This window comes from Clostridioides sp. ES-S-0190-01 (assembly GCF_020658275.1).
Classification (GTDB): Bacteria; Bacillota; Clostridia; order Peptostreptococcales; family Peptostreptococcaceae; genus Clostridioides.
Window position 1 is genome coordinate 38,247 of record NZ_JACVWA010000039.1, and the last position, 21,074, is coordinate 59,320.

The window sequence follows — 21,074 nt, forward strand, 5'->3', positions numbered from 1 at the left end:
AATAGCAATTATTATTGTCATTTATATTACGAAAATATTAAATATTTTTAATAAATATCTTTTTTTGACATTAGTATTCCTTCATTTTAATAAAATAGTAACACTAATCTGTGCTAATTAATAGAATGAAATAAATGATAATTTATTGAGGGGTGATTTACATGCCAAATTTGCCAAGTTTAGGATCCAAGGCTCCTGATTTTAAAGCCAATACAACAGATGGCCCTATTAGACTGTCTGATTACAAAGGTAATTGGGTTGTTTTATTTTCACATCCTGGTGATTTTACACCAGTTTGTACTACTGAATTTTTATGCTTTGCTAAATATTATGATGAATTTAAGAAAAGAAATACAGAATTAATCGGCCTAAGTGTTGATAGCAATAGCTCTCATTTAGCTTGGATGTACAATATGTTTTTACTTACAGGTGTAGAAATCCCATTCCCTATCATAGAAGATAGAGATATGAGAATTGCCAAATTATATGGCATGATATCAAAACCAATGAGTGATACATCTACTATCCGTTCTGTATTTATTATAGATAATAATCAAATATTAAGAACTATTCTTTATTATCCATTGACTACAGGAAGAAATATACCAGAAATACTTAGAATAGTAGATGCTCTTCAAACTAGTGATAGAGATAATGTAGTTACTCCTGCAAACTGGTTCCCTGGAATGCCTGTTATCTTGCCATATCCTAAAAACTATAAAGAGTTAAAAAATAGAGTAAATAGTTGTAATAAAAAGTATTCATGTATGGATTGGTACTTATGTTTTGTGCCAGATAATTACACAGATGAAGAATATACTAAAAATATTGATGATACTTACAGTTGTAAAAAAGAACATACTAAAAATATTGAAAATGATTACGAACAAGAAAATATTAAGTGTATAAACAAATCTCATGACCATAAACAAGAATACAATAAGGATGTTAAAGATAGTTGTGATTGTGAACAAAAACATACTAAAAATACTAACAAAATTCATAACTCCAAACAGGATAAACTTAAAGATAAATCCTGTGATGAAATAAAATACAAATACGATAAATGTAGTAAAGAGGATAATAGCTATGATAAATGCGATAAAGAAGATAATAGCTATGAGGATTTCTATAAACAAAATTATAAAAACTATGATTATACAAGTGAAAAAAATTCTAAAAAAATAGCTATGAAAACATTAAAAGACTCAAAGAAGTTAGTTAGACCACAAATAAATGACCCATATAATCCAATAGTTGAAAATATAAATTGTCCAGATATAAATCCTATTGTAATGGAATATGTTCTTGGTAATCCAACTAATGTAGATGCTCAGTTATTAGATGCAGTTATTTTTGCATTTGCTGAAATAGACCAATATGGTAATTTATTTATTCCTTATCCTAGATTCCTAAACCAATTGCTTGCGCTTAAAGCTGAAAAGCCTAGCTTAAAAGTAATTGTAGCCATTGGTGGTTGGGGAGCTGAAGGATTCTCCGATGCAGCTTTAACGCCTACATCCAGATATAACTTTGCAAGACAAGTCAATCAAATGATAAATGAATATGCTTTAGATGGAGTTGATATCGACTGGGAATATCCTGGAAGTAGTGCAGCTGGTATAAAATCGAGACCTCAAGATAGAGAAAATTTCACACTTTTACTAACAGCTATAAGAGACGTTATAGGAGATGAGAAATGGCTTAGTGTAGCTGGAACAGGGGATATGGGATATATAAACTCAAGTGCTGAAATAGATAAAATAGCTCCAATAATAGATTATTTTAATCTTATGAGTTATGATTTCACAGCAGGTGAAACAGGGCCAAATGGCAGAAAACATCAGGCAAACCTTTTTGACTCAGACTTATCCTTACCAGGATATAGTGTTGATGCAATGGTTAGAAACCTTGAAAATGCTGGAATGCCTTCTGAAAAAATCCTTCTTGGCCTTCCATTTTATGGAAGATTAGGTGCCACTATAACAAGAACTTATGATGAACTTAGAAAAGATTATATAAATAAAAATGGATATGAATATAGATTTGATAGAGTTGCTCAGGTTCCATATTTAGTTAAAGATGGAGAATTTGCAATGTCATATGATGATTCATTATCTATATTCTTAAAAACTCAATATGTGCTTAGAAACTGTTTAGGTGGTGTATTCTCTTGGACATCAACTTATGACCAGGCAAATATATTAGCTAGAACTATGTCTATTGGTATAAATGACCCTGAATTGTTAAAAGAAGAACTTGAAGGTCTTTATGGTCAATTCTAATTAGACATAATATAAAATTTTATACTTTTGACATATAAAAAAGCAGATTGCATTATATTAAATGAGTTTTACTTAATTGATAATAATATCAATTATTTTGAAATCAGAAACTTATCTTATTATAATACAATCCTGCTTTTTTGGTTATAAGTCAATGTTTTTTTAATAGCATGCTAATTCCTAATTATATACCAATAGCTTTTTTGGCTAACTTATCAGCTTCTTCATTATATTTATTTCCAGAATGCGCTTTAACTTTCATAAATCTGACATTTAACTCAGTTTTGATACTATCATAAAAGTTTTTATATGCTATAGTTCCTTCTTTATTTGTTTTCCAAACTCCAGTGCACCACTTTTCAATACCTTCATAGTCAAAATATAAAATCAGGTTTTGAATATTATTATCAATACAGTACTGCATTGCAATTTTAGAAGCTTCTATCTCACCCGCCACATTTCTCATACCTACTAAAGTTTGCTCTTTTCCATTTTTACTATAAGTTTTTATAACTTCATTCTTCTTTAGAATTACAACACCTGAACCATACATCTTTATTGAATGCTCATAACTACCATCAACATATGCTTCTATAAATTCTTCATCTTCTTTAAATGTTGGTTTTGTTGCTCCATAAACATACTCTTTTGCTTCCTGTGATGTAGTAAAACTCTTGTATTCAGCTCCTGAAAATCCATTTACTTGTTTTTTACACTCATCCCATGTCTCATATATTCCAATTTTTTTGCCCTTTTTTACAGCATAAAACTTTTGTTTTGCCAAATATATCACTCCCACCATTAGTTTTTATGTTTCTCTCATAAATATATCTAGATTTATTAGATAATTTTTATCGAAATACTTTACTCTCATATCTTTGTTTTCAATATCTATATGATATACTTCTCCTTTTACAGCTCTTTGCCTTATATTTTCATTGATATCTTTTTTTATAGTATTTTTATCAACTTCATCATTTTCTATTTTAGTATTGACCTGTAATGCTTTTATAGTATCAAATATAACAGATTTTAGTATTAGGCTTCTAGATTTATTTAAGTGTTTTTTTGCATAAGTATAAAAATCGTTACTATTCATCTTTAAAATTTTACAACCATGCAAATCTTGCTCTAGTCTTTTTAATGTGCTTATATTAGTGCCAACATCAAAAATCACAAAGCATCCATAATCATATTTACTTCTTAAAAGTCTTCCCATAGCTTGCTTTACTTTTATAGTCATCTGGGGATAATTTATACTGTAATAATCTATATTATACTTCTTCATTATAGTATAATACAAAGGGTCTTTAGGGTTTAAATTAGGAAGCTTGTCCAAAGTTACACATACCAAACCATCGCCTGGAATGTCTACACCTTCAAAACATCCTTTTGAGCCAAGTACTACACACTTTCTATTTAAATCATTAAGATGTCTAACACCTTTTTTATTAGCATAAATTTCTAAATTTAAACCATGCAAATATTTTTTTAATATATCATAAGTTTTTTCTTGTCTATTTTTACTATTAAAAAGAGCTAACATATGCCCTTCTGTAATGCATGATATATTCGATATAATTTTACTTATTTCATTTGGAAATTCAGCATTTTTATACTCACAAATATCAGAAAACGCTACTACAGAAACCATATTCTTATAATCAAAAATTGGTTCTATAATTTTTTCTATATTCTTAACCCTATCTATTCCCAATGTAGTTTTAAAATAAGACATATTTTGAGATAAACTTAAGGTTGCTGATAAAAATATTCCTTTCTCTAGCTGAGATAAAATATTTTCTTCAAATAAATCTGCTATTTTTAATGGAACTACTCTAAATTCAAAATCATTATAATTCTTTTCAATTTCAACTATTCTTGCATAATCATCATTCTCATCATACTCCAAGAAAATTTCAAAAACAATTTTTATATCCTCTAAATCTCTTGTCTTTGCTTTTCCAAACTTATATATATCTGTTTCTTTATCTATACTATCATCATCAATATTCCTATAAATTACAATTATTATTGAAACTAAATTTTTTATTATTTTTTCACAACTTAGTTTTATCTTTTCACTATACAATCTATAGCTAACTTCAGTATCTATATCATCTTTTTTTATTTTTCCTGCAATTTCATCTATTTGTAAATTTAATTCCCATCTTAGGTTATAATTGCTTACATTACCATATTCACTACAATTGCCAAATGCTAATATTGAATCTATTTCTTCAATAATAAGATTTATACTCCTAGCAATCTTTTGTTTATCTTTTCTTTCAATTTTTAATATATGATAGAATTTATCAAAAGCCTTTATTTTCTTCATGTTTGTATTAGTTTTTTTATACATAAAACTACTATCTTGTATAAATTCATAAGGATAAATTTCTTGCAATAAGTATCTTAAAGACTTTGAATTTATGATACTTGAAAAGAAATCATATCCTTTTTCAGTTAAATTGTGAGCCTCATCTACTATTATATTTTCTAAAGGCTTTTCATCTTTATATGGCCATTTAGCCAGTAAAGAGTGGTTTATTACTGTTATATGTTCATCTTTTAACTCTTCTGTCCTATTTTTATATAGACAATCTTTTTTACATTTTTTAGGTTTACACATGTTTGGGTCACAACTTATATTTCTTAAGTGAGTATTTATTTCCTTGAAGTTATCCAACACCCAATAATTTATTTCTTCTATATCTCCATATTTACCACCTTCAACTAATCTTTCTAAAAATATTAAAGATAATATTTCTTCTTTAGTAGGTTCTTGAGACTCATAATCTGCTATATATGCTTCTAATCTATCTATACATATATAGTTGTTTTTTCCCTTTATATATCCATAACTTACTTTACCATTTAACCCTAAAGAATTTAACACATTTGGAATATCTTTATTTATCAATTGTATCTGCAATTCTTTTGTATCAGTAGAAATTAGCAATCTTTTTTTATTAATTCTAGCTTCTAATATAGCTGGCAATAAGTATCCAACACTTTTTCCTATCCCTGTTGGCGCCTCTATGCACGCAATTTTTTCGTCATCTTCATTATTTCTAAACAATTCTCGTATTGCCTTAGTAAGCTCATACTGACCTGGTCTATATTCATATGTAAATCCCTCTTTACTCTCCCATATATGCTTATATTTTAATAATTCTTCATATTTCTTTTCTTGCTCACGTAAAATTTTTAAAGTTTCTTTTTCTTTTATATTTTCTTCTTTTGGATTAAACTCCTCATCTTCTTTTATAATACTTACATCATGAGATAAATCATAGTTTGCTTCTTCTAAAAATTTACTCCATTCCCATTTTCCAAGATTAAACTTATTTAGATATGAATTTATTTTAAAACTTAATGGCTCTAAATTAGTTTTCTCATGGTTATTAAATCTTATTAAAAGAGAATTTACAATATTTATAGTATCAATAGCATCTGATAAAGCTCTATTCTTGGTCTCAGATTTATCGCTAGTTAAAATACTTTTTAAATACACCAAACTATAATCCTTATGATATGGCTCTAAAATAATTGCCAACTCAATTGAATCAATAAATTTATTTTTTAGCTTTGGCATATAGTACTCAAAAAACTTTATTTTAAAACTTAAATCATGACATATAATCAGACTATCTCCTACAAAATTTCTTAACTCCTCTTCTACCATTTTTAGATTAAAAGCATCTTCTAAATCAATTTTTTTAAGATTATCACATAGAGAGAATACTTCTATAGGTACTTCAGCTTTATTTTTTATTAACGATTGATATGTCTCAGCTTTCCAATCTTTAATTTTAACAGCTCCAACTTCTAAAATTTCTGAATTTAAATAGTCTATTCCACTAACTTCTATATCTAAAAAAACAACATCATTCAATATACTTATTATATTATTCATTTTTTTATCCCTTCAAGTTAAACCAATTTCACTTCTACACAATAATTGCTCCTTATATTTTATCATTTATAATGTATTTTGTTTAAGATAATTAATGTTATTTTATATATCTTAAAAGAAACTTCTTTAATTTATTATTTGTATATATGAATATTTTTAACTATAAATATTCAAACTATATTATAAGAAAGATTTACTTGAAATTTTAAATAAGAGGTGACATTGTGAAAAAAGATAGCCTGAAAAAATACATTATGATAGGAGCATTCGCTTTAATACTTTTTGGAATTGCTAGTATGAACTTTAAATCCCTAGATAAAACAAAAACTCAAATTTCTAGTCCAACACTTGATACACATGAATATGATTGGTATTTTAATCCTAGAGAGGATGGTAAACAACCATCACCTATAAAAGAAGCCAATTTTTTTAAGAAATATGATTCATATTATGTAGGAAACCCTAATGAAAAAGTTATATACTTATCATTTGATGCTGGATATGAAAGTGGGAACACTCCAAAGTTGCTAGATACACTAAAAAAACACAATGCAAAGGCACAATTTTTCGTAGTTGAGAGTTATATAAAAAGTAATCCAGATTTAATAAAACGTATGGAAAAAGAAGGTCATTTGGTTTGTAATCACTCAAAAAGTCATCCATCAATGGCTGGAATTACAGATTTTGAAAAATTCAAAGAAGAAATTATAAGTGTAGAAAAAGCATATAAAGATGTTACTGGAAAAGAAATGCCTAAATATTTTAGACCACCAATGGGTAAATTTAGTGAACAATCTTTAAAATATACACAAGACTTGGGTTATAAATCTATATTTTGGAGTTTTGCTTATGTAGATTGGTATGAAAAGAAACAACCTACTCATGAGTTTGCTAAAAACAAAATTTACTCTAGAACACATCCTGGTGCAATAGTTTTATTACATCCAAATTCTTCAACTAATACTGAGATATTGGATGAAGTACTTACACATTGGGAAAAAGAAGGTTACAAACTTAAAACACTTGACTATTTAAGCAGTAAAAAATAACATTTTAATTAAAATAAAACTCCTCATGAATTATAGTAAAAATAAATCTATTTATAAATACTTTAATTCTTGATGGAGTTTTGTGTTTTAGAATTATTTAAAAAGCATTGTCCATTCATTTATCTCTTCATATCCTATATCGTGATATATTTTTCCTGCTATTTCATTATTATAAAAAAGACATGGTATTTTCCCTTCTGACAATAGTTCTTTACTTAAATTGTACACCATATAACTAGCAAGCCCTTTTTTTCTATGCTGTTTGTCTGTACTTACAGAAACTATCATTGCTAAAAAACTAGTTTCCATACCAGTTGATACAGTACTAATCATAGTATTATTATCTTTTATGAAATATGCTCTTACGTTACCTTCTTTTAAGTACTCTTTTCTTGCTTCTATGTAATTTGGACTTACCTTATATCCTGATTCATTTAAAAGTTTTCCTATTTCATCAATGTCTCTTTCATATGCCTTTTCTATCCTATATTCATTCATAGTAGAAAAATCCAGCTCTTTTATTTTCTTTAATATACAAAATTTATTATCCAATTTTTCATAAAAATCTTTGTATATACTCACTAGTCTATCTATTACACACTTTTTTCCACTTATACTTTCTATATCTAATCCTTTTATATGGCTTTTCATTTCTTCTACATCAAAATTATTTTCTAAACTATAGATTATAAGTGTTGACTTATTTTTTAATATTATAGAAGTTATACTTCCTTCTTTTGTCTGAGACCATACTTCTTGAGAATCAGAACTAAATCCATAGTTTTCAACATATCCAATTATAAATAAGTTTAAACTTTCTTCATGTGATACATATTGCCAGAATTTTTTTTCTAAAGTATTATCTATTTTTACAATCAAGTGTACATCCTCCTTTTGTGTTAATAATGATATACCTTATAATTTATAGTATCATTTAAAGTTATTAACTTCTACTAAATATTCTAAATTTTTGTAAATAATTTAAATTTGTAAATTTATAATTTTTTCAGAAAAATCAATCAGTGATTATATTATATTTTCTACTTTACAAAATTGAACTATATTTTTAAATTTCTATGCAATATGTTGGTATTTCTGTTTATATTCTTTTAATGCCTCATCCCAGGCTTCTTCTACTGAGATACCTCTCTTGGTTGCAATCCTTTGTGCTAATTCTATTATTCTCATAGCTTTTCTTGATATATTCATATATTTTCCTCCTCTAAATTATCATAAATTATTTTAAAATTATTTAATTTGTATCAAATATATTACTTACTTATATATTACTAACTATTTGTGTACTAAGTGTGAACTATATTAGAAGAAATTTAGAACTTAATAAAACACAAATTTTATATATACTTCATATAGATTTGTCATATTATAAAAACAGTGATATAATTTATTATCATTTTATGGAGGTGATATATTATAAAAATAAGAGATGAATATACATGCCCTCTTGAAATTGTACATGATATCATTAAAGGGAAATGGAAGACTATAATTGTATTCAAGTTGAGACAATGTAATAAAACATTCTCTAACTTAGAGCATAGTATAGATGGAATAAGTCAAAAAATGTTAATCCAACAATTAAAGGAACTTAGAGAATTTGGTATTGTTGATAAAATCAGTTCAACTGGATATCCATTACATACTGAATATTTTCTTACCAATCGTGGCAAAAAAATGCTACAAGCTGTAGAGATAATGCAAGAAATAGGTATAGAATATATGCTTGAACATGGACAACAAGAATTTTTAGACAATAAAGGAATCTGTTATAATAAATAATTCTATACATACCAAAAAGTAAGTAATTTACATTTCATTTAGCAGTATTATAATTAAAATATATAAGGAGGTATAAATATGTCTATAGCTTTAATTTTAATTGATATTCAAAATGATTATTTTAAAAATGGGAAATGTGAATTATTTAATACAGAAAAAACTGCTGAAAATGCTAAAAAAATACTGACACTCTTTAGAAAAAATAACTTACCAATTATTCATATACAGCATATATCAATGACTTCAACTTCATCATTCTTTCTCCCTGACACTTATGGTGCAAAAATAAATAAAAATGTTTTTCCACTTGAGAATGAAGAAATTATCATTAAGCATACACCAGATAGTTTTTTTAAAACACGTTTACAAAGTTGTCTTGAAGAAAAAAACATAGATAAATTAGTGATTTGTGGAATGATGAGTCATATGTGTATTGATACAAGTGTAAGAACAGCAAAGAAACTTGGATACGATATTACGCTTATAAGCGATGCTTGCACAACAAAAAATTTATTTTGGGATGACAAAGAGATTAATGCTGAAATTGTACATCAAGTATTTATGGCATCCTTACAATCTAGTTTTGCAGATATAAAAAATACAGACATTTTTTTGTCTAATTATTGTAAATAAAAATATTTACCATTATAAAGAGCAAACTTAATTAATTTAAGTTTGCTCTTCAATCATATAATCTTATATATCCCTTCTAGTATTTTTATATATATAAAATACTTTTTCTGATTTTAGATTTAGGTGCAACAATCATATAATTTTCAAATGTTACTATATCCACATAAAAAATGTAGTGTTATAGTATATATAATATTACATAAAAGGGGGTGCTAAATAGATGAATAATCATATACTTATTCAATTTGAATATATAGCAAGAATCATTATTGCTGGTTTATGTGGAGCTTTGATTGGATATGAAAGAAAGAATAGGCTAAAAGAAGCTGGAATCCGAACTCATTTTATAGTAGCACTAGGATCAGCACTTATAATCATTGTTTCTAAATATGGGTTTGATGATGTAGTAGGTACTCCAGGTATTGGTTTAGACCCTGCCCGTGTTGCAGCACAGGTTGTCAGTGGGATAGGTTTTTTAGGGGCTGGATTGATATTTATCAGAAATCAATCAGTGAGTGGACTTACTACAGCTGCTGGTATATGGGCGACAGCAGGTACAGGGCTTGCAATTGGTTGTGGATTATACTTACTTGGTATTGTTTCAAGCATTATTATCGTTATCACGCAAATACTACTTCATAGAGATAGGAAATGGATGAAACTCCCTACAGCAGAGCAGGTCTCTCTCAAAATTTCTAACAGCACTGATTCAATCTCATATATTGAAGAAAAATTTAAGCAGTCTAAAATTGAAATTATAAATATGAATATTAAACGCATTGATGGAGATTGGCTAGAAGTAATTATCTATACTAAATTACCCAAAGGATATAAAAAGACAAATCTGTTAAAGTTGTTTAGTGATAATCCTCTTATAGAATCTTTAGAGATATAATATAAAAAATAGACTAGCTAAACACTAGTCTATTTCTTTGTTACTAATAACATATTTTACAAGCTACATATCCATTTGCTTCTGCTTCTTCTCTACTCATTGAAATTGCACCTTCCATATTATGTGCAGTAGGAGAAGAATGATATTTATTTGATTTAGATTTTCCTCCATTTGCATATACAGTTTCAGATGTTTTTTGGTTGTTTGGATTTGATTCTTCAGTTTTAGGATTTTGAACTTGAACGTTTTCAGTTGACTTATCGACACTTTCTTTATCAAGTTTTTCTGCTTTTTCCTTTTCTTCTTTTTCTTTCTGAGCTAACTCTAACTCCTCTTGTTTTTTCTTTTCTTCTAACTCTTTTTTCTTTTGTTTCTCTAAGTTATCTTTTTCTTCTTTTGCTTTTAATTCTTGTTTTTCTTTTACTTCCTTGTCTTTTGTATCCTGTTCTTCTTTTCTTTTTATTTCTTGTTGCTCATTTAAGTTAGGTTCTGTTGCTACTTTGAACGTTGCTCCCCACCATACCCAATTGAACATTAAGAGTATAAACACTACAAATAGGCTTATAACAACTTTTAATGTTTTTACTATTTTATTACTATTTTTATTTACACTTTTTACTAAAAATAGAATAGACAATAATAATAATGTTAATGGTAATAATAAAATTCCTATAATAACAATTAATATCTTTTGCCAACTTTTTAATACTTTAAACTTCTCAAACATAAATTCCCCTCCAAAACATTAAGTTAACTACTTTATCATCCATGACTATCAATCTAATAAGATTTAAGTCTGATAAATATTGATGTTAATTTTTAATAATCCCTTAATTTTCATCCTATATCCCCCTGTTTATACATTATTAATTAAATTATATAGTAAACAAATAATAAATGTTGTCGAAAATCAAAATTATATATTGTTAATTGGGTATAAAGATAATTATTACTAATTTTCAATCTAAACACTATCTACTTATACTTTAACCAATATAAAACATAATTAAGACTTATTCTTATGTCACACATAGAATGGAAATGAAACAGTAAATATTTTAGAAGTTCTTAAAATGCAATTTGCCACCGATTTTATAATAAAGTGGCAAATTGGTGGCAAATTTACATTTTTTTATGTTATTTATTGTCTAGTTTATTAAAATTTAGCTATTTATTTACAGGAACTTGAATTTCAGTTACAAATTCATCTACAATTCCAGTTTCATGTATATCTATTTTATATATCTCTATTGGCGCAGCATTTATTTTATAATTATTTTCTTCTATAAATCTAAATACTTTTTCCATATATATTTTATTATTAGAGTTACTTCCAGTATAATTTAATGTTACATAGTACCCCTCATCAAAAACTATATTATATATCTCCTCATTATCTTCCAAAAAACAAAATACAGACTTAAACTCATTAAAGATACCATTATTGATTGCTTCAATAGAAAAAGCAGAACCAATATTATTATTTCCAAGTATATTAAATCTGTCTTCATATTCTTTTTGAAGCTTTTGAATTAAGAAATCAAAATCCTCATCTCTTTCTATATCAGCATTTAATTCTAAGGCTTTTCTTTTTTCTATATATACAACTTCTATCTCATCTATTTTAGTATTTTGAATCACACTTTCAATTGAACTTAATCTTGTTATGATATTTTCCTTGTGACTTACAAGTTCAAGCATCTTTTTGTCAATTAAATCAAGTTCTTCATTTAATATAGTTTTTGTAGATTCTATACTTCTATCGTCTAAATATTCTTTTATCTTTTTCATTGGAAAATTCAAACTTCTAAATTCTTTTATCAAATTCAATTTCCATATATCAGATATATTATACATTCTATATCCATTGGTATCTCTAAATGGTTTTAGAATTCCTATTTCTTCATAGTACATTAAAGAATCTCTTCCTATACCATATATTTTAGATATTTCTCCTATCTTATAATAATCTTTCATTTATATATAAAGACCTCCATAATTATATTTTTTCTTAAAAATAAATAACTCGTCTATTTCCCTAATTCTATTTTAGAATATACTAAAAAATCGTCTAAAACAAGTTTTCAAAAATAAATTGTATTTTGTTAACTATCTAAATATATCTATATTTTGTTCATTATTCTATTATAATATTGATTGATTATGATGTTTCTGACTCTACGCTTTTCAAAAGATATATTTGACTTTGTATTTACATCTATGCCATTATGTTTTTATATGATATTTTTTATTTCCAAAATATACCTTTATAAATTTAATAATATTGATATATTATTTCAGTATATTGTTCAAATATTAATTAACATTTAAATATTTTTAATATAAACACAGTTAGTATCAAAAAATCAAAGTATCTTATGGAGGAATGCTATGCCAAATTATGATTATATAAAAATGTTAAATAAAAAAGTAGAACTATTGTCTAAAGATTTAGAGAAAAGAAATTGTAAATTAAAAGTCTCAAACGAAATAGATTTTTTTACTAAAATGCCAAATAGAAAATGTATATATCAATATATTGATAATTGTATTTCAAAAAATACTTCTATTGGAATTATGTTATTAAATATTGATAATTTTAAATTATTCAATGATATATACGGATACCTAGTTGGAGAAAATTTATTAATTAATCTCATTCAAAAACTATTGTATTATGTTCCAGAATCTAAAGGAATAGTTGGCCATTTAAAAGGAGAAGGATTTTTGATTGCTATCCCAAATATATCAAAGGAAAAATTAGATGATATGGGAACATCTATTATAAAATCTGCTAGGGAATTAAAAATACAACTTCCTAATGAAAAAGAAGTCTATTCTAATGTTACATTTAGTATTGGTAGTACAGTTTGGAATGGTAAATCAGATGTAACTACTTTAATACTTTTAAATCAAGTATATAGTGCTTTAAAAAAAGCTAAAAGTGAAGGTAAAAATAGATACATTTCATTTGATTTTAATGATAATAATTTTTATAATAAATTAGAAAGTGATAAAGAATTTTTATCAGAAATATCATATGCTTTATTGGATAAACAAATTGAGGTATTTTACCAACCACTTTATAACATAAAAAGTAATACTATAGTTGGATGTGAAGCACTTGCACGCTGGAGACATCCTCTTAAAGGGCTTCTCACTCCAGATAAATTTATATCTTTATTTGAACACTCTGGACTTATAATAGAATTAGATTTATATTTATTTGAAGAAAACTGTAGAAATATAAGAAGATGGATTGATAACAATGATGTGTTTGTATCAATTTGTTGTAATTTTTCTCGTCTTCACTTTTTTAACCCTAATTTTCCAAGTACTTTAAAAAATATTACTGAGAAATACAGTATATCTACATCAAATTTTAGCATTGAAATTACAGAAAATATATTAATAGAAGATACAAATACAATTATTCAACAACTAAACGAATTACGTTCTTTTGGTTTTTCTGTATCAATAGATGATTTTGGCTCTGGATATTCATCCTTTGGTATGTTGCAAAATCTCCCTTTGGATATAATAAAAATTGATAAAATATTTTTATCCCATGACTTAAATGATTTTAAAAATACAACAATTTTGTATTCTATAATAAATATTGCAAGAGCTCTTGGTATGCTTACAGTATGTGAAGGTGTTGAAACAAAACAACAAGTAGAGTTTATCAAAAGCATAAACTGTGACATTGCTCAAGGTTTTTATTATGCAAAACCTATGGAATGTAAGCAATTTGAAAAGTTACTATCTAAAAAAAATACTTCAGATAAAATGTTTATCAAATATTCTGATATAGGAAAATCTTTAATAGAAAAAATCTTTGATGCATTTTTTATTATGCAAGATATGCAAAAACTAAGAGCAAATGTTATTGAAAATATTAAATGGTTTGATTTTTATAACAAAAAAGAACTTATATCTTTTTCTGAGGTGATAGAACACTTTAAAAAACATATCAAAGGTAAAAAATTTTCTATTCTTTATAAAAGTATAACTCCACATGATGTTGGTTCAGATTCATTACTAATTAGTGGAGAAGCTGTTTTATCTGATGAAACTACTGATTATCAAAAATATAGTAATTTCTATTTTAGTGCAAATTGTATTATTTCAGAAAATAAATTAATCTTAACAAAAATACATTTAGATTTAATTAAAACTGCTGGTTATATAAATGAATTTGAATCATATTCAATACCTAAAATGACAAACACTCATCTCGATGAAAGTAGTACTTTATCACAATTTTATTCAATGCTACCTGTAGGTATCATTCGCTATGATTTACTTGGTGATATGATTATTACATATATGAATGAGGAAATGTTTGATATTATAGGTTATACAAAAGAACAATTTTTTGGTGAAATGAGTGGCAACTTAAGAGCAATTGTTCATCCAGATGATTTAGATTTTGTTTATAAAAAAAGTTTAGAAATGATTGACACAAATAATATTAATCCTTTTTTATACAGATTTATAAAACGTAATGGTCAGATTGTTACAGTTATGTATAAACAATGTAATCTTTCTGCAATTGATGGAAGATCTATTGCACAAGGTATGTATATCGATGTTGATAAAATAAAAAATTTAATAGATATTTAATTTTAACTGTCTCAACTATAAATAAATTACAAATACTGTTATAGATTTATTAAATTAAAATTCCAATTTATGTATAATTAATAACAATCGTTCGACAAATTGATGATAAAATTCCCACTATGTGCTATAAGTTAATATATAATGCAATAAAATTAATTTAAATTTAAGGCACTAGGCTATTTAGAGTAACTATTTTTGATTTATTTGTGTTTTTATAATAAAATCATTTGATGCTATAAATCAGAGTTAACATAGATAAAATAAGTTTTTATATAAAAAACCTACTTTTACTTAAAATATTGCATAAATTTTTCTTATTTCATAGAAATGTCATAGTTCAACAAAGTTTTCTAATTTAAAAGCATTAATGTATAATATAATTAATTTATATAATATTAAGAAAGGGGGAATATCATGAGCACACTCTCAAAAAAAGCACCTGAATTGGTAAGACATATTTTAATGAGTTTTTATGTAAATCGAGATATTAATGAGGTATTAAGATATCTGTCAAAAGATATTACTTGGATTGGTCCAGGAGAACAAGAGTTTCTCACTTCTTTTAATGAAATAAAAGACTATTTTTATGCTGGTCAAAATGAAGTCCCTTCTTGTGATATGAATAATGAAACATTTGAAGTTGTAAGTGAAGATAAATATAGATGTATTGTAGTAGGAAAATATACTATTCGTACTAAAGAAAATGACCAAATGATTTTAGAGGTGTGTCAGCGTTGTACATTTGAAATAATTGAAAATAATGGACAGTTATTGGTGAGACATATGCACATATCAAATCCATATAGTGAAATGCAAGTTGATGAATTCTTCCCTAATAAAATAGGAACTCAAAGTTATGATTATTTGCAAAGATTACTAAAGGAAAAAACAGAAGTAATTGAAATGATTACCAATAATATCAATGGTGGATTAAAAGGAAGTAATGATGATGATACATATTCATTCTTCTATGTCAATGAAGGATTACCCAAAATATTAGGATATACATACGATGAGTTTATTGAAATGAGTGGTGGCTCTGCAGTAGGTGCTGTATACCCACCAGATTTACCTAAAGCACTAGAAGATTGCCAACGTTGTTTTGCAAAAGGCACTACCTATTCATCTGAATATAGAATACGTAAAAAAGATGGAACATTAATGTGGGTATTAGACTCTGGAATGAAATCCTTAAATAGTGATGGTATCGTAAAAATTAATAGCATTATTACAGATATCACTCAACTAAAAAATATAGAGTCTGAATTAAAGTTAGAGAGAGAACGCTATCGCATTGCTTTACAAAACATTACAGATATTATGTTTGAATATGACATTGAAAACGATAACTTTATGATATATCAACGAGTTGAAATAGACCGAAAAATTGAACTAGAAAATTTTGAAACGAAAAATTATTCTAACATATTGAAAGATGGAAAAAGCATTCATCTTGATGATATTGGTAAATTATTAGAAGTACTTCGCGGAAATCTTCGTGAAACAATTGAAATACGACAGTTAGAATCATTAACTAAAGATGAATGGAGATGGATTCGTGTTCAATGTTCAGTTATTTATGATGGTGATCATAATCCAATCAAAACAATTGGCGTTTTGAAAGATATAACTGAAGACAAATCTAAATTAGAAAAATTAATTGCTCAAACTCAACGAGATCCATTAACACAGCTTTATAATCAAAAAGCATCAGAAAATTTTATAGATGAGTATCTTAACAGTACTAAACAAAAAAATAATGAAGCTTTAATGGTCATTGACATTGATGACTTTAAAACTGTAAATGATTCTTTTGGACATTTAGAAGGAAATGAAGTTTTAGTTGCTGTTTCAAAAATATTAATGCAAAATGCAGATGATAAGGATATAGTTGCTCGTATTGGCGGAGATGAGTTTATGATATTTATGAAATCGTTGACAAAGGATTTTGTAATAAAAAGTATTAATGATATTTTAACTGATGTAAGCAAAATAAAAGTAAAAAACAATCATCAAATAACATTAAGTATTGGTATCGCTTTTGCTACAGATTCAAGTAAATCATATAAAAACTTATTTTCTAAAGCAGATGAAGCTTTGTATTTAGCAAAAGCAAGTGGTAAAAATTGTTACAGAATATGTGAATAATATATTTATTTAACATATTCCATATTAATATAAATTTAATTTATAAGATATATACTTTTATAAATGCTATAATGAAGCACTGTAAACAGTAAATTCTTCCCAAGTTAAGTTATTACAATCAATATAATTTTTAATAATTCAACTTCTTTACTATATGCTCCAATCCTCTAACTACTACTTATATATTAAACTTTCTGAGGTTAACATATAGACCTCTTTACTGGTTTTTATACTATCTTTTAATCTTATACATATTTTATATATAACGAAATATTTTTGTATAAAAACATTTCGTTATATATAAGTTTCTAATTTTATAATCAATAATATAAGTTAAAATATTTGTCAATTTAATAAGATGTATTTTTAATTTGTGTTATTGTTTATAAGTCATCTCGATGATATACTGAAATTATTTAAAACATCTTTCATATGCTTAAAGAATAAAAGTACTATGAAAACAAAAAATTTAAAGAATATCCCCCTTTTACTGACAGTTTTTTCTTGGCATCAAAAGATGGAAATGCGATTTTTCCAAATGTCAAAAAACTTGATATTTCAGGAAGTCGCTACTTTAAATCAATTAATAAACTTAAAATACCTCTAAATCTAGAATCTTAATCAACATTTATAGTATATTCAAGTTGTAGTGCTAAGTTTACCCATTTACTCAAGTATCTAAATCTATTGTTAACTCTTTTTCATACTTTTTATAATTTTTTAATTTTTCTACTTCCACTTCAAGTAAATTGGATAAAATATTTTCATTTATGCTATCTTCATTGATTAATTTATTAAGTAAATGTTCTATATAATTACTATCTATCTTTTTTATTTCCATAAAAATTAGCCCTTCTAAATAAAATTTTATTAATTTATTTTTATTATATTATATTTGAAATTAAATCAATTTGTATTTGTAATTTTTTAGACACTCTTTATACTTATACTACTGCTATACTTTGATTAGGAAAATTAAATCTAATATAATTTTGTGATTATTTAAAAAAAGTCATATCTTAAAGGAGGTTTTTCTATTGAAGTTAAAAGAAAAATGGATTGATTTATTAAACCCAAAATATATTGAAAACGAGGAAAAAAGAAATAAAATACAGATTATAATATTTTTTTCTATAACTTTTGGTTTAACTTATTTATTAGGTTTTCTATTATATTTCAATAAGTTTATTGACCCAGAAAATTTTGGATTATTTATGATGATATTGCCCTTATCCTCAGTTGCAATCGCAAAATTTTATACAGAAGGAATGACTAATGATAAATATAAATTTTATTCATTAATAATATTATTTTTTCTAATTTACTTATTTTTACTTATTATTGAATTATTAAACTTAATAAATAATCAGCAATTTCAATCATTAAATACTATATTGGTTATTATAAGTAGTTTATCTATTATTCTTTATTCTGACAGTATAAAAGATTTGTCTCCTATAAAAAATATTAAAGTAGGTTGTTTATTAATTTTTTATTTCATGTTTTCCAAAATTATTCCAGAATCACTTAGCCTAATAATACAAGGAAATCAACCTAACTATGAAGGTATTTTTAATTATATATTCTCTTCTATGATGTTATTCTTATATATATACCCTTTTTTTGGTGAAGAATATGGTTGGAGAGGATTTTTGCAAGATATATTTTTTGATAGATTTGGTAAAAAAATTGGTATTCTAGCACTAAGTATGTGTTGGAGTTTGTGGCATTTACCTCTAATATTTACATTATATACACCCGAAACACCAGTATTAGGCTTAATAACTCGCTCAATATATATATTTGGAATTTCAATATTTTTAGGATATGTATACATGAAGACTAAAAATGTATGGTTTTGTGCTATAATCCACGCTTTAAATAATACATCTTTTCTTATATCAGGTTCTAGTATTACCTATTGTTCAACTATTACTTATTCTGATATATTAGAAATATCCATACTTATTTTAATTTTTTATGTTCCATTTCTATTTACAAAAGAATATAAGCAAAACATATAAAAATTATTATGTAAAGGAGATATACTATATGAACTTTTGGAATACCTATCTTATATTTATTGGAATAGGAATTATAATATTAACTACAATAATATACTTAATTAAATATAAAATTATTTTTTGTAGTGAAAAATATTTTAATAAATTAGAATCAATGTATGGAAATATAGATAAAAAAAGAATTGTTAAGTTGGAAGTACTTTATCGTTATGTAATAGGACTTGAGTACATAGTTATAGGTTTATTCATAAGAAAATTAGATGTTGCAATAATAGCATTAATATTAGTATCTATTATAACAATAGTATCCTATTATCTAGTCAGAAAGAAATATATAACTGTATAAATTATTTATAATAAAATGCTAATATAAGTGATAATCAAAAGAAGGTGATATGATTACTCTATCACCTTTTGCTTAGTCTAATATTGTATGATTTCATCCTGTTTTTGTTAACTAACTCTATTTTTATATAAAATCGTTCAACAAATTGCTGATATAAACTCTTAAATATGCTATAAATTAAAGTATATTATTTACAGAATGTAGATGGACTAAGGAAGGATTTTTAATATGCCTAAATCTAATAATGAGATATATAATATGGATGAATTGAAAAAATTCATAAAGAGGAAATAATTGATATAGAAAATATTATGATTATAGTTTTAAATTTTATAATAATATGAAAGAAATGAACTCTATTGAAAATATAAGAAAAGGCTAGAATTAAGTCATCCTTGAAATCTAAAAATAACCCTGTAACCTCATTTTATATTACTTTGTATGTAGCATTTTTAACAACCTTCTTTGTAATTATAATTAGTAAATTAAAAATATACTTTATTATCATTGAAAGTTTTATCTTGATTTTCTTTATTCTTATTCTAGGTAAAGCAAATAAAAAATCAATAGAGTTTAAAGAATACCAGATATATTGCATGACTTCATTACAAATGTTGGATGACATGGAAAATAAAAAATTTATAGAAAGAAAATATATAAAAAGAAGGTAACAAATAACTCTAGTTGCTACCTTCTAACCATCAATTCTTAAGTTTTGATATACTAAAATTTTCAACTTGAGACTTAAATAACTGCTCAATCTCGTCAATTATACTTTGTATCTTATTTTCATGTTCTAAATCATAATATATATTTATCTCACCGATGCTATTTATACTTATAGAATATTCTTTTCTTTCTATTATACATATGCTTCCACAATCTGATAAATCATTCTTGTATATTGATTTTAATTGTCTTTTTATCTTGAGAAAGTCTATCGCTGGATAAATATTATTTGGATAAAAACTCTTATCATTTATTAACATCTTATCCACCCCTTATCATTCTATTTATTAAATTTATACCTTAATCAAAATCATATTAAACATATTTTCCATATTTTTCATAATTATTTATAATAAAATATTAAATCTATAATTTGGCTTTTACAAACTCTCTAGCCTTATCCATTGTAGACCACACATCATTGTCATATATCTGAGTGAATTTTTTTCCTATAATCTTACTCATTTCTTTTATTTTATTGCAAGTTACTCCACCAATTACATACAGATTTTGTGTTTAATGTGGCTTATAGGCTTCTATATCTGTAACTAGATAATTTTCTTTTACTCTCTTGTAATATAGTCCTAAAATGTCTGCTGATACTTTATCATTACCACTAT

Annotated in this window: 17 protein-coding genes; 9 read left to right on the top strand and 8 right to left on the bottom strand. The window is 25.4% G+C overall.

The annotated features are described in order from the left end of the window. Nucleotides 1-161 precede the first annotated feature (161 nt). Entirely contained in the window at nt 162-2,285 is a 2,124-nt protein-coding gene (locus IC214_RS14110; protein WP_227432778.1) for a peroxiredoxin, read from the top strand. A gap of 184 nt (nt 2,286-2,469) precedes the next feature. Here IC214_RS14110 and IC214_RS14115 read toward each other — a convergent pair whose 3' ends face one another. Both IC214_RS14115 and IC214_RS14120 read right to left on the bottom strand, forming a co-directional pair. Continuing rightward, the gene (locus tag IC214_RS14115; protein ID WP_227432776.1) at nt 2,470-3,069 is read right to left on the bottom strand and encodes a viroplasmin family protein; all 600 of its coding nucleotides are present in this window, start codon (nt 3,067-3,069) and stop codon (nt 2,470-2,472) included. Between the two features lie 24 nt (nt 3,070-3,093). Beyond that, on the bottom strand, nt 3,094-6,204 hold the full coding sequence (locus IC214_RS14120; RefSeq protein WP_227831173.1) for a helicase C-terminal domain-containing protein: 3,111 nt from the start codon (nt 6,202-6,204) through the stop codon (nt 3,094-3,096). Nucleotides 6,205-6,428: 224 nt separating this feature from the next. Here IC214_RS14120 and pdaA point away from each other — a divergent pair, with 224 nt between their 5' ends. Beyond that, the gene (pdaA, locus tag IC214_RS14125) at nt 6,429-7,253 is read left to right on the top strand and encodes a delta-lactam-biosynthetic de-N-acetylase (protein WP_227866753.1); all 825 of its coding nucleotides are present in this window, start codon (nt 6,429-6,431) and stop codon (nt 7,251-7,253) included. 93 nt (nt 7,254-7,346) lie between these two features. On the opposite strand, the gene IC214_RS14130 is transcribed toward pdaA, so the two are convergent. Next, nucleotides 7,347-8,132: a GNAT family N-acetyltransferase gene (locus tag IC214_RS14130; protein ID WP_227836039.1), complete on the bottom strand. Its 786-nt coding sequence runs from the start codon at nt 8,130-8,132 to the stop codon at nt 7,347-7,349. Nucleotides 8,133-8,327: 195 nt separating this feature from the next. Next, nucleotides 8,328-8,462, bottom strand: a complete 135-nt coding sequence (locus tag IC214_RS20900; protein ID WP_255287760.1) for a hypothetical protein — start codon at nt 8,460-8,462, stop codon at nt 8,328-8,330. Nucleotides 8,463-8,774: 312 nt separating this feature from the next. Here IC214_RS20900 and IC214_RS14135 point away from each other — a divergent pair, with 312 nt between their 5' ends. The 3 genes from IC214_RS14135 to IC214_RS14145 all read left to right on the top strand — a co-directional run bounded on the left by IC214_RS14135 (nt 8,775) and on the right by IC214_RS14145 (nt 10,581). Further along, complete coding sequence (locus IC214_RS14135; RefSeq protein ID WP_413926667.1) at nt 8,775-9,053, top strand: winged helix-turn-helix transcriptional regulator; 279 nt, start codon at nt 8,775-8,777, stop codon at nt 9,051-9,053. 78 nt (nt 9,054-9,131) lie between these two features. Next, on the top strand, nt 9,132-9,686 hold the full coding sequence (locus tag IC214_RS14140) for a cysteine hydrolase family protein (RefSeq protein WP_227836038.1): 555 nt from the start codon (nt 9,132-9,134) through the stop codon (nt 9,684-9,686). A 220-nt stretch (nt 9,687-9,906) separates the two neighbouring features. Beyond that, on the top strand, nt 9,907-10,581 hold the full coding sequence (locus tag IC214_RS14145; RefSeq protein ID WP_227432770.1) for an MgtC/SapB family protein: 675 nt from the start codon (nt 9,907-9,909) through the stop codon (nt 10,579-10,581). A gap of 43 nt (nt 10,582-10,624) precedes the next feature. Here IC214_RS14145 and IC214_RS14150 read toward each other — a convergent pair whose 3' ends face one another. Beyond that, a complete protein-coding gene (locus IC214_RS14150) occupies nt 10,625-11,308 on the bottom strand; it encodes a hypothetical protein (protein WP_227482295.1) in 684 nt (227 codons plus the stop codon). 440 nt (nt 11,309-11,748) lie between these two features. Next, nucleotides 11,749-12,558, bottom strand: a complete 810-nt coding sequence (locus IC214_RS14155; RefSeq protein ID WP_227432767.1) for a MerR family transcriptional regulator — start codon at nt 12,556-12,558, stop codon at nt 11,749-11,751. A gap of 414 nt (nt 12,559-12,972) precedes the next feature. Here IC214_RS14155 and IC214_RS14160 point away from each other — a divergent pair, with 414 nt between their 5' ends. Next, nucleotides 12,973-15,207 (top strand): EAL domain-containing protein, encoded by a 2,235-nt coding sequence (locus tag IC214_RS14160; RefSeq protein ID WP_227866754.1) that lies wholly within the window; start codon nt 12,973-12,975, stop codon nt 15,205-15,207. Nucleotides 15,208-15,621: 414 nt separating this feature from the next. Beyond that, nucleotides 15,622-17,355, top strand: coding sequence for a sensor domain-containing diguanylate cyclase (locus IC214_RS14165; protein ID WP_227823702.1), 1,734 nt, complete (start codon nt 15,622-15,624; stop codon nt 17,353-17,355). A gap of 670 nt (nt 17,356-18,025) precedes the next feature. On the opposite strand, the gene IC214_RS14170 is transcribed toward IC214_RS14165, so the two are convergent. Beyond that, nucleotides 18,026-18,196, bottom strand: a complete 171-nt coding sequence (locus IC214_RS14170; RefSeq protein WP_227482292.1) for a hypothetical protein — start codon at nt 18,194-18,196, stop codon at nt 18,026-18,028. Nucleotides 18,197-18,392: 196 nt separating this feature from the next. On the opposite strand from IC214_RS14170, the gene IC214_RS14175 reads away from it, so the two are divergent. Both IC214_RS14175 and IC214_RS14180 read left to right on the top strand, forming a co-directional pair. After that, entirely contained in the window at nt 18,393-19,379 is a 987-nt protein-coding gene (locus tag IC214_RS14175) for a CPBP family intramembrane glutamic endopeptidase (RefSeq protein WP_227482291.1), read from the top strand. Between the two features lie 28 nt (nt 19,380-19,407). Further along, nucleotides 19,408-19,725 carry a hypothetical protein gene (locus IC214_RS14180; RefSeq protein WP_227482290.1) on the top strand — a complete coding sequence of 106 codons (318 nt, stop codon included), beginning with the start codon at nt 19,408-19,410 and terminating at the stop codon, nt 19,723-19,725. Between the two features lie 701 nt (nt 19,726-20,426). Here IC214_RS14180 and IC214_RS14185 read toward each other — a convergent pair. Continuing rightward, complete coding sequence (locus tag IC214_RS14185; RefSeq protein WP_227482289.1) at nt 20,427-20,714, bottom strand: hypothetical protein; 288 nt, start codon at nt 20,712-20,714, stop codon at nt 20,427-20,429. Nucleotides 20,715-21,074: the final 360 nt, after the last annotated feature.

Coding starts and splice junctions, on each gene's coding strand:
- IC214_RS14145 (WP_227432770.1), top strand. CDS start 9,907: ATGAATAATCATATACTTATTCAATTTGAATATATAGCAAGAATCATT.
- IC214_RS14180 (WP_227482290.1), top strand. CDS start 19,408: ATGAACTTTTGGAATACCTATCTTATATTTATTGGAATAGGAATTATA.
- IC214_RS14165 (WP_227823702.1), top strand. CDS start 15,622: ATGAGCACACTCTCAAAAAAAGCACCTGAATTGGTAAGACATATTTTA.
- IC214_RS14110 (WP_227432778.1), top strand. CDS start 162: ATGCCAAATTTGCCAAGTTTAGGATCCAAGGCTCCTGATTTTAAAGCC.
- IC214_RS14170 (WP_227482292.1), bottom strand. CDS start 18,196: ATGGAAATAAAAAAGATAGATAGTAATTATATAGAACATTTACTTAAT.
- IC214_RS14120 (WP_227831173.1), bottom strand. CDS start 6,204: ATGAATAATATAATAAGTATATTGAATGATGTTGTTTTTTTAGATATA.
- IC214_RS20900 (WP_255287760.1), bottom strand. CDS start 8,462: ATGAATATATCAAGAAAAGCTATGAGAATAATAGAATTAGCACAAAGG.
- IC214_RS14155 (WP_227432767.1), bottom strand. CDS start 12,558: ATGAAAGATTATTATAAGATAGGAGAAATATCTAAAATATATGGTATA.
- IC214_RS14140 (WP_227836038.1), top strand. CDS start 9,132: ATGTCTATAGCTTTAATTTTAATTGATATTCAAAATGATTATTTTAAA.
- IC214_RS14185 (WP_227482289.1), bottom strand. CDS start 20,714: ATGTTAATAAATGATAAGAGTTTTTATCCAAATAATATTTATCCAGCG.
- IC214_RS14160 (WP_227866754.1), top strand. CDS start 12,973: ATGCCAAATTATGATTATATAAAAATGTTAAATAAAAAAGTAGAACTA.
- IC214_RS14150 (WP_227482295.1), bottom strand. CDS start 11,308: ATGTTTGAGAAGTTTAAAGTATTAAAAAGTTGGCAAAAGATATTAATT.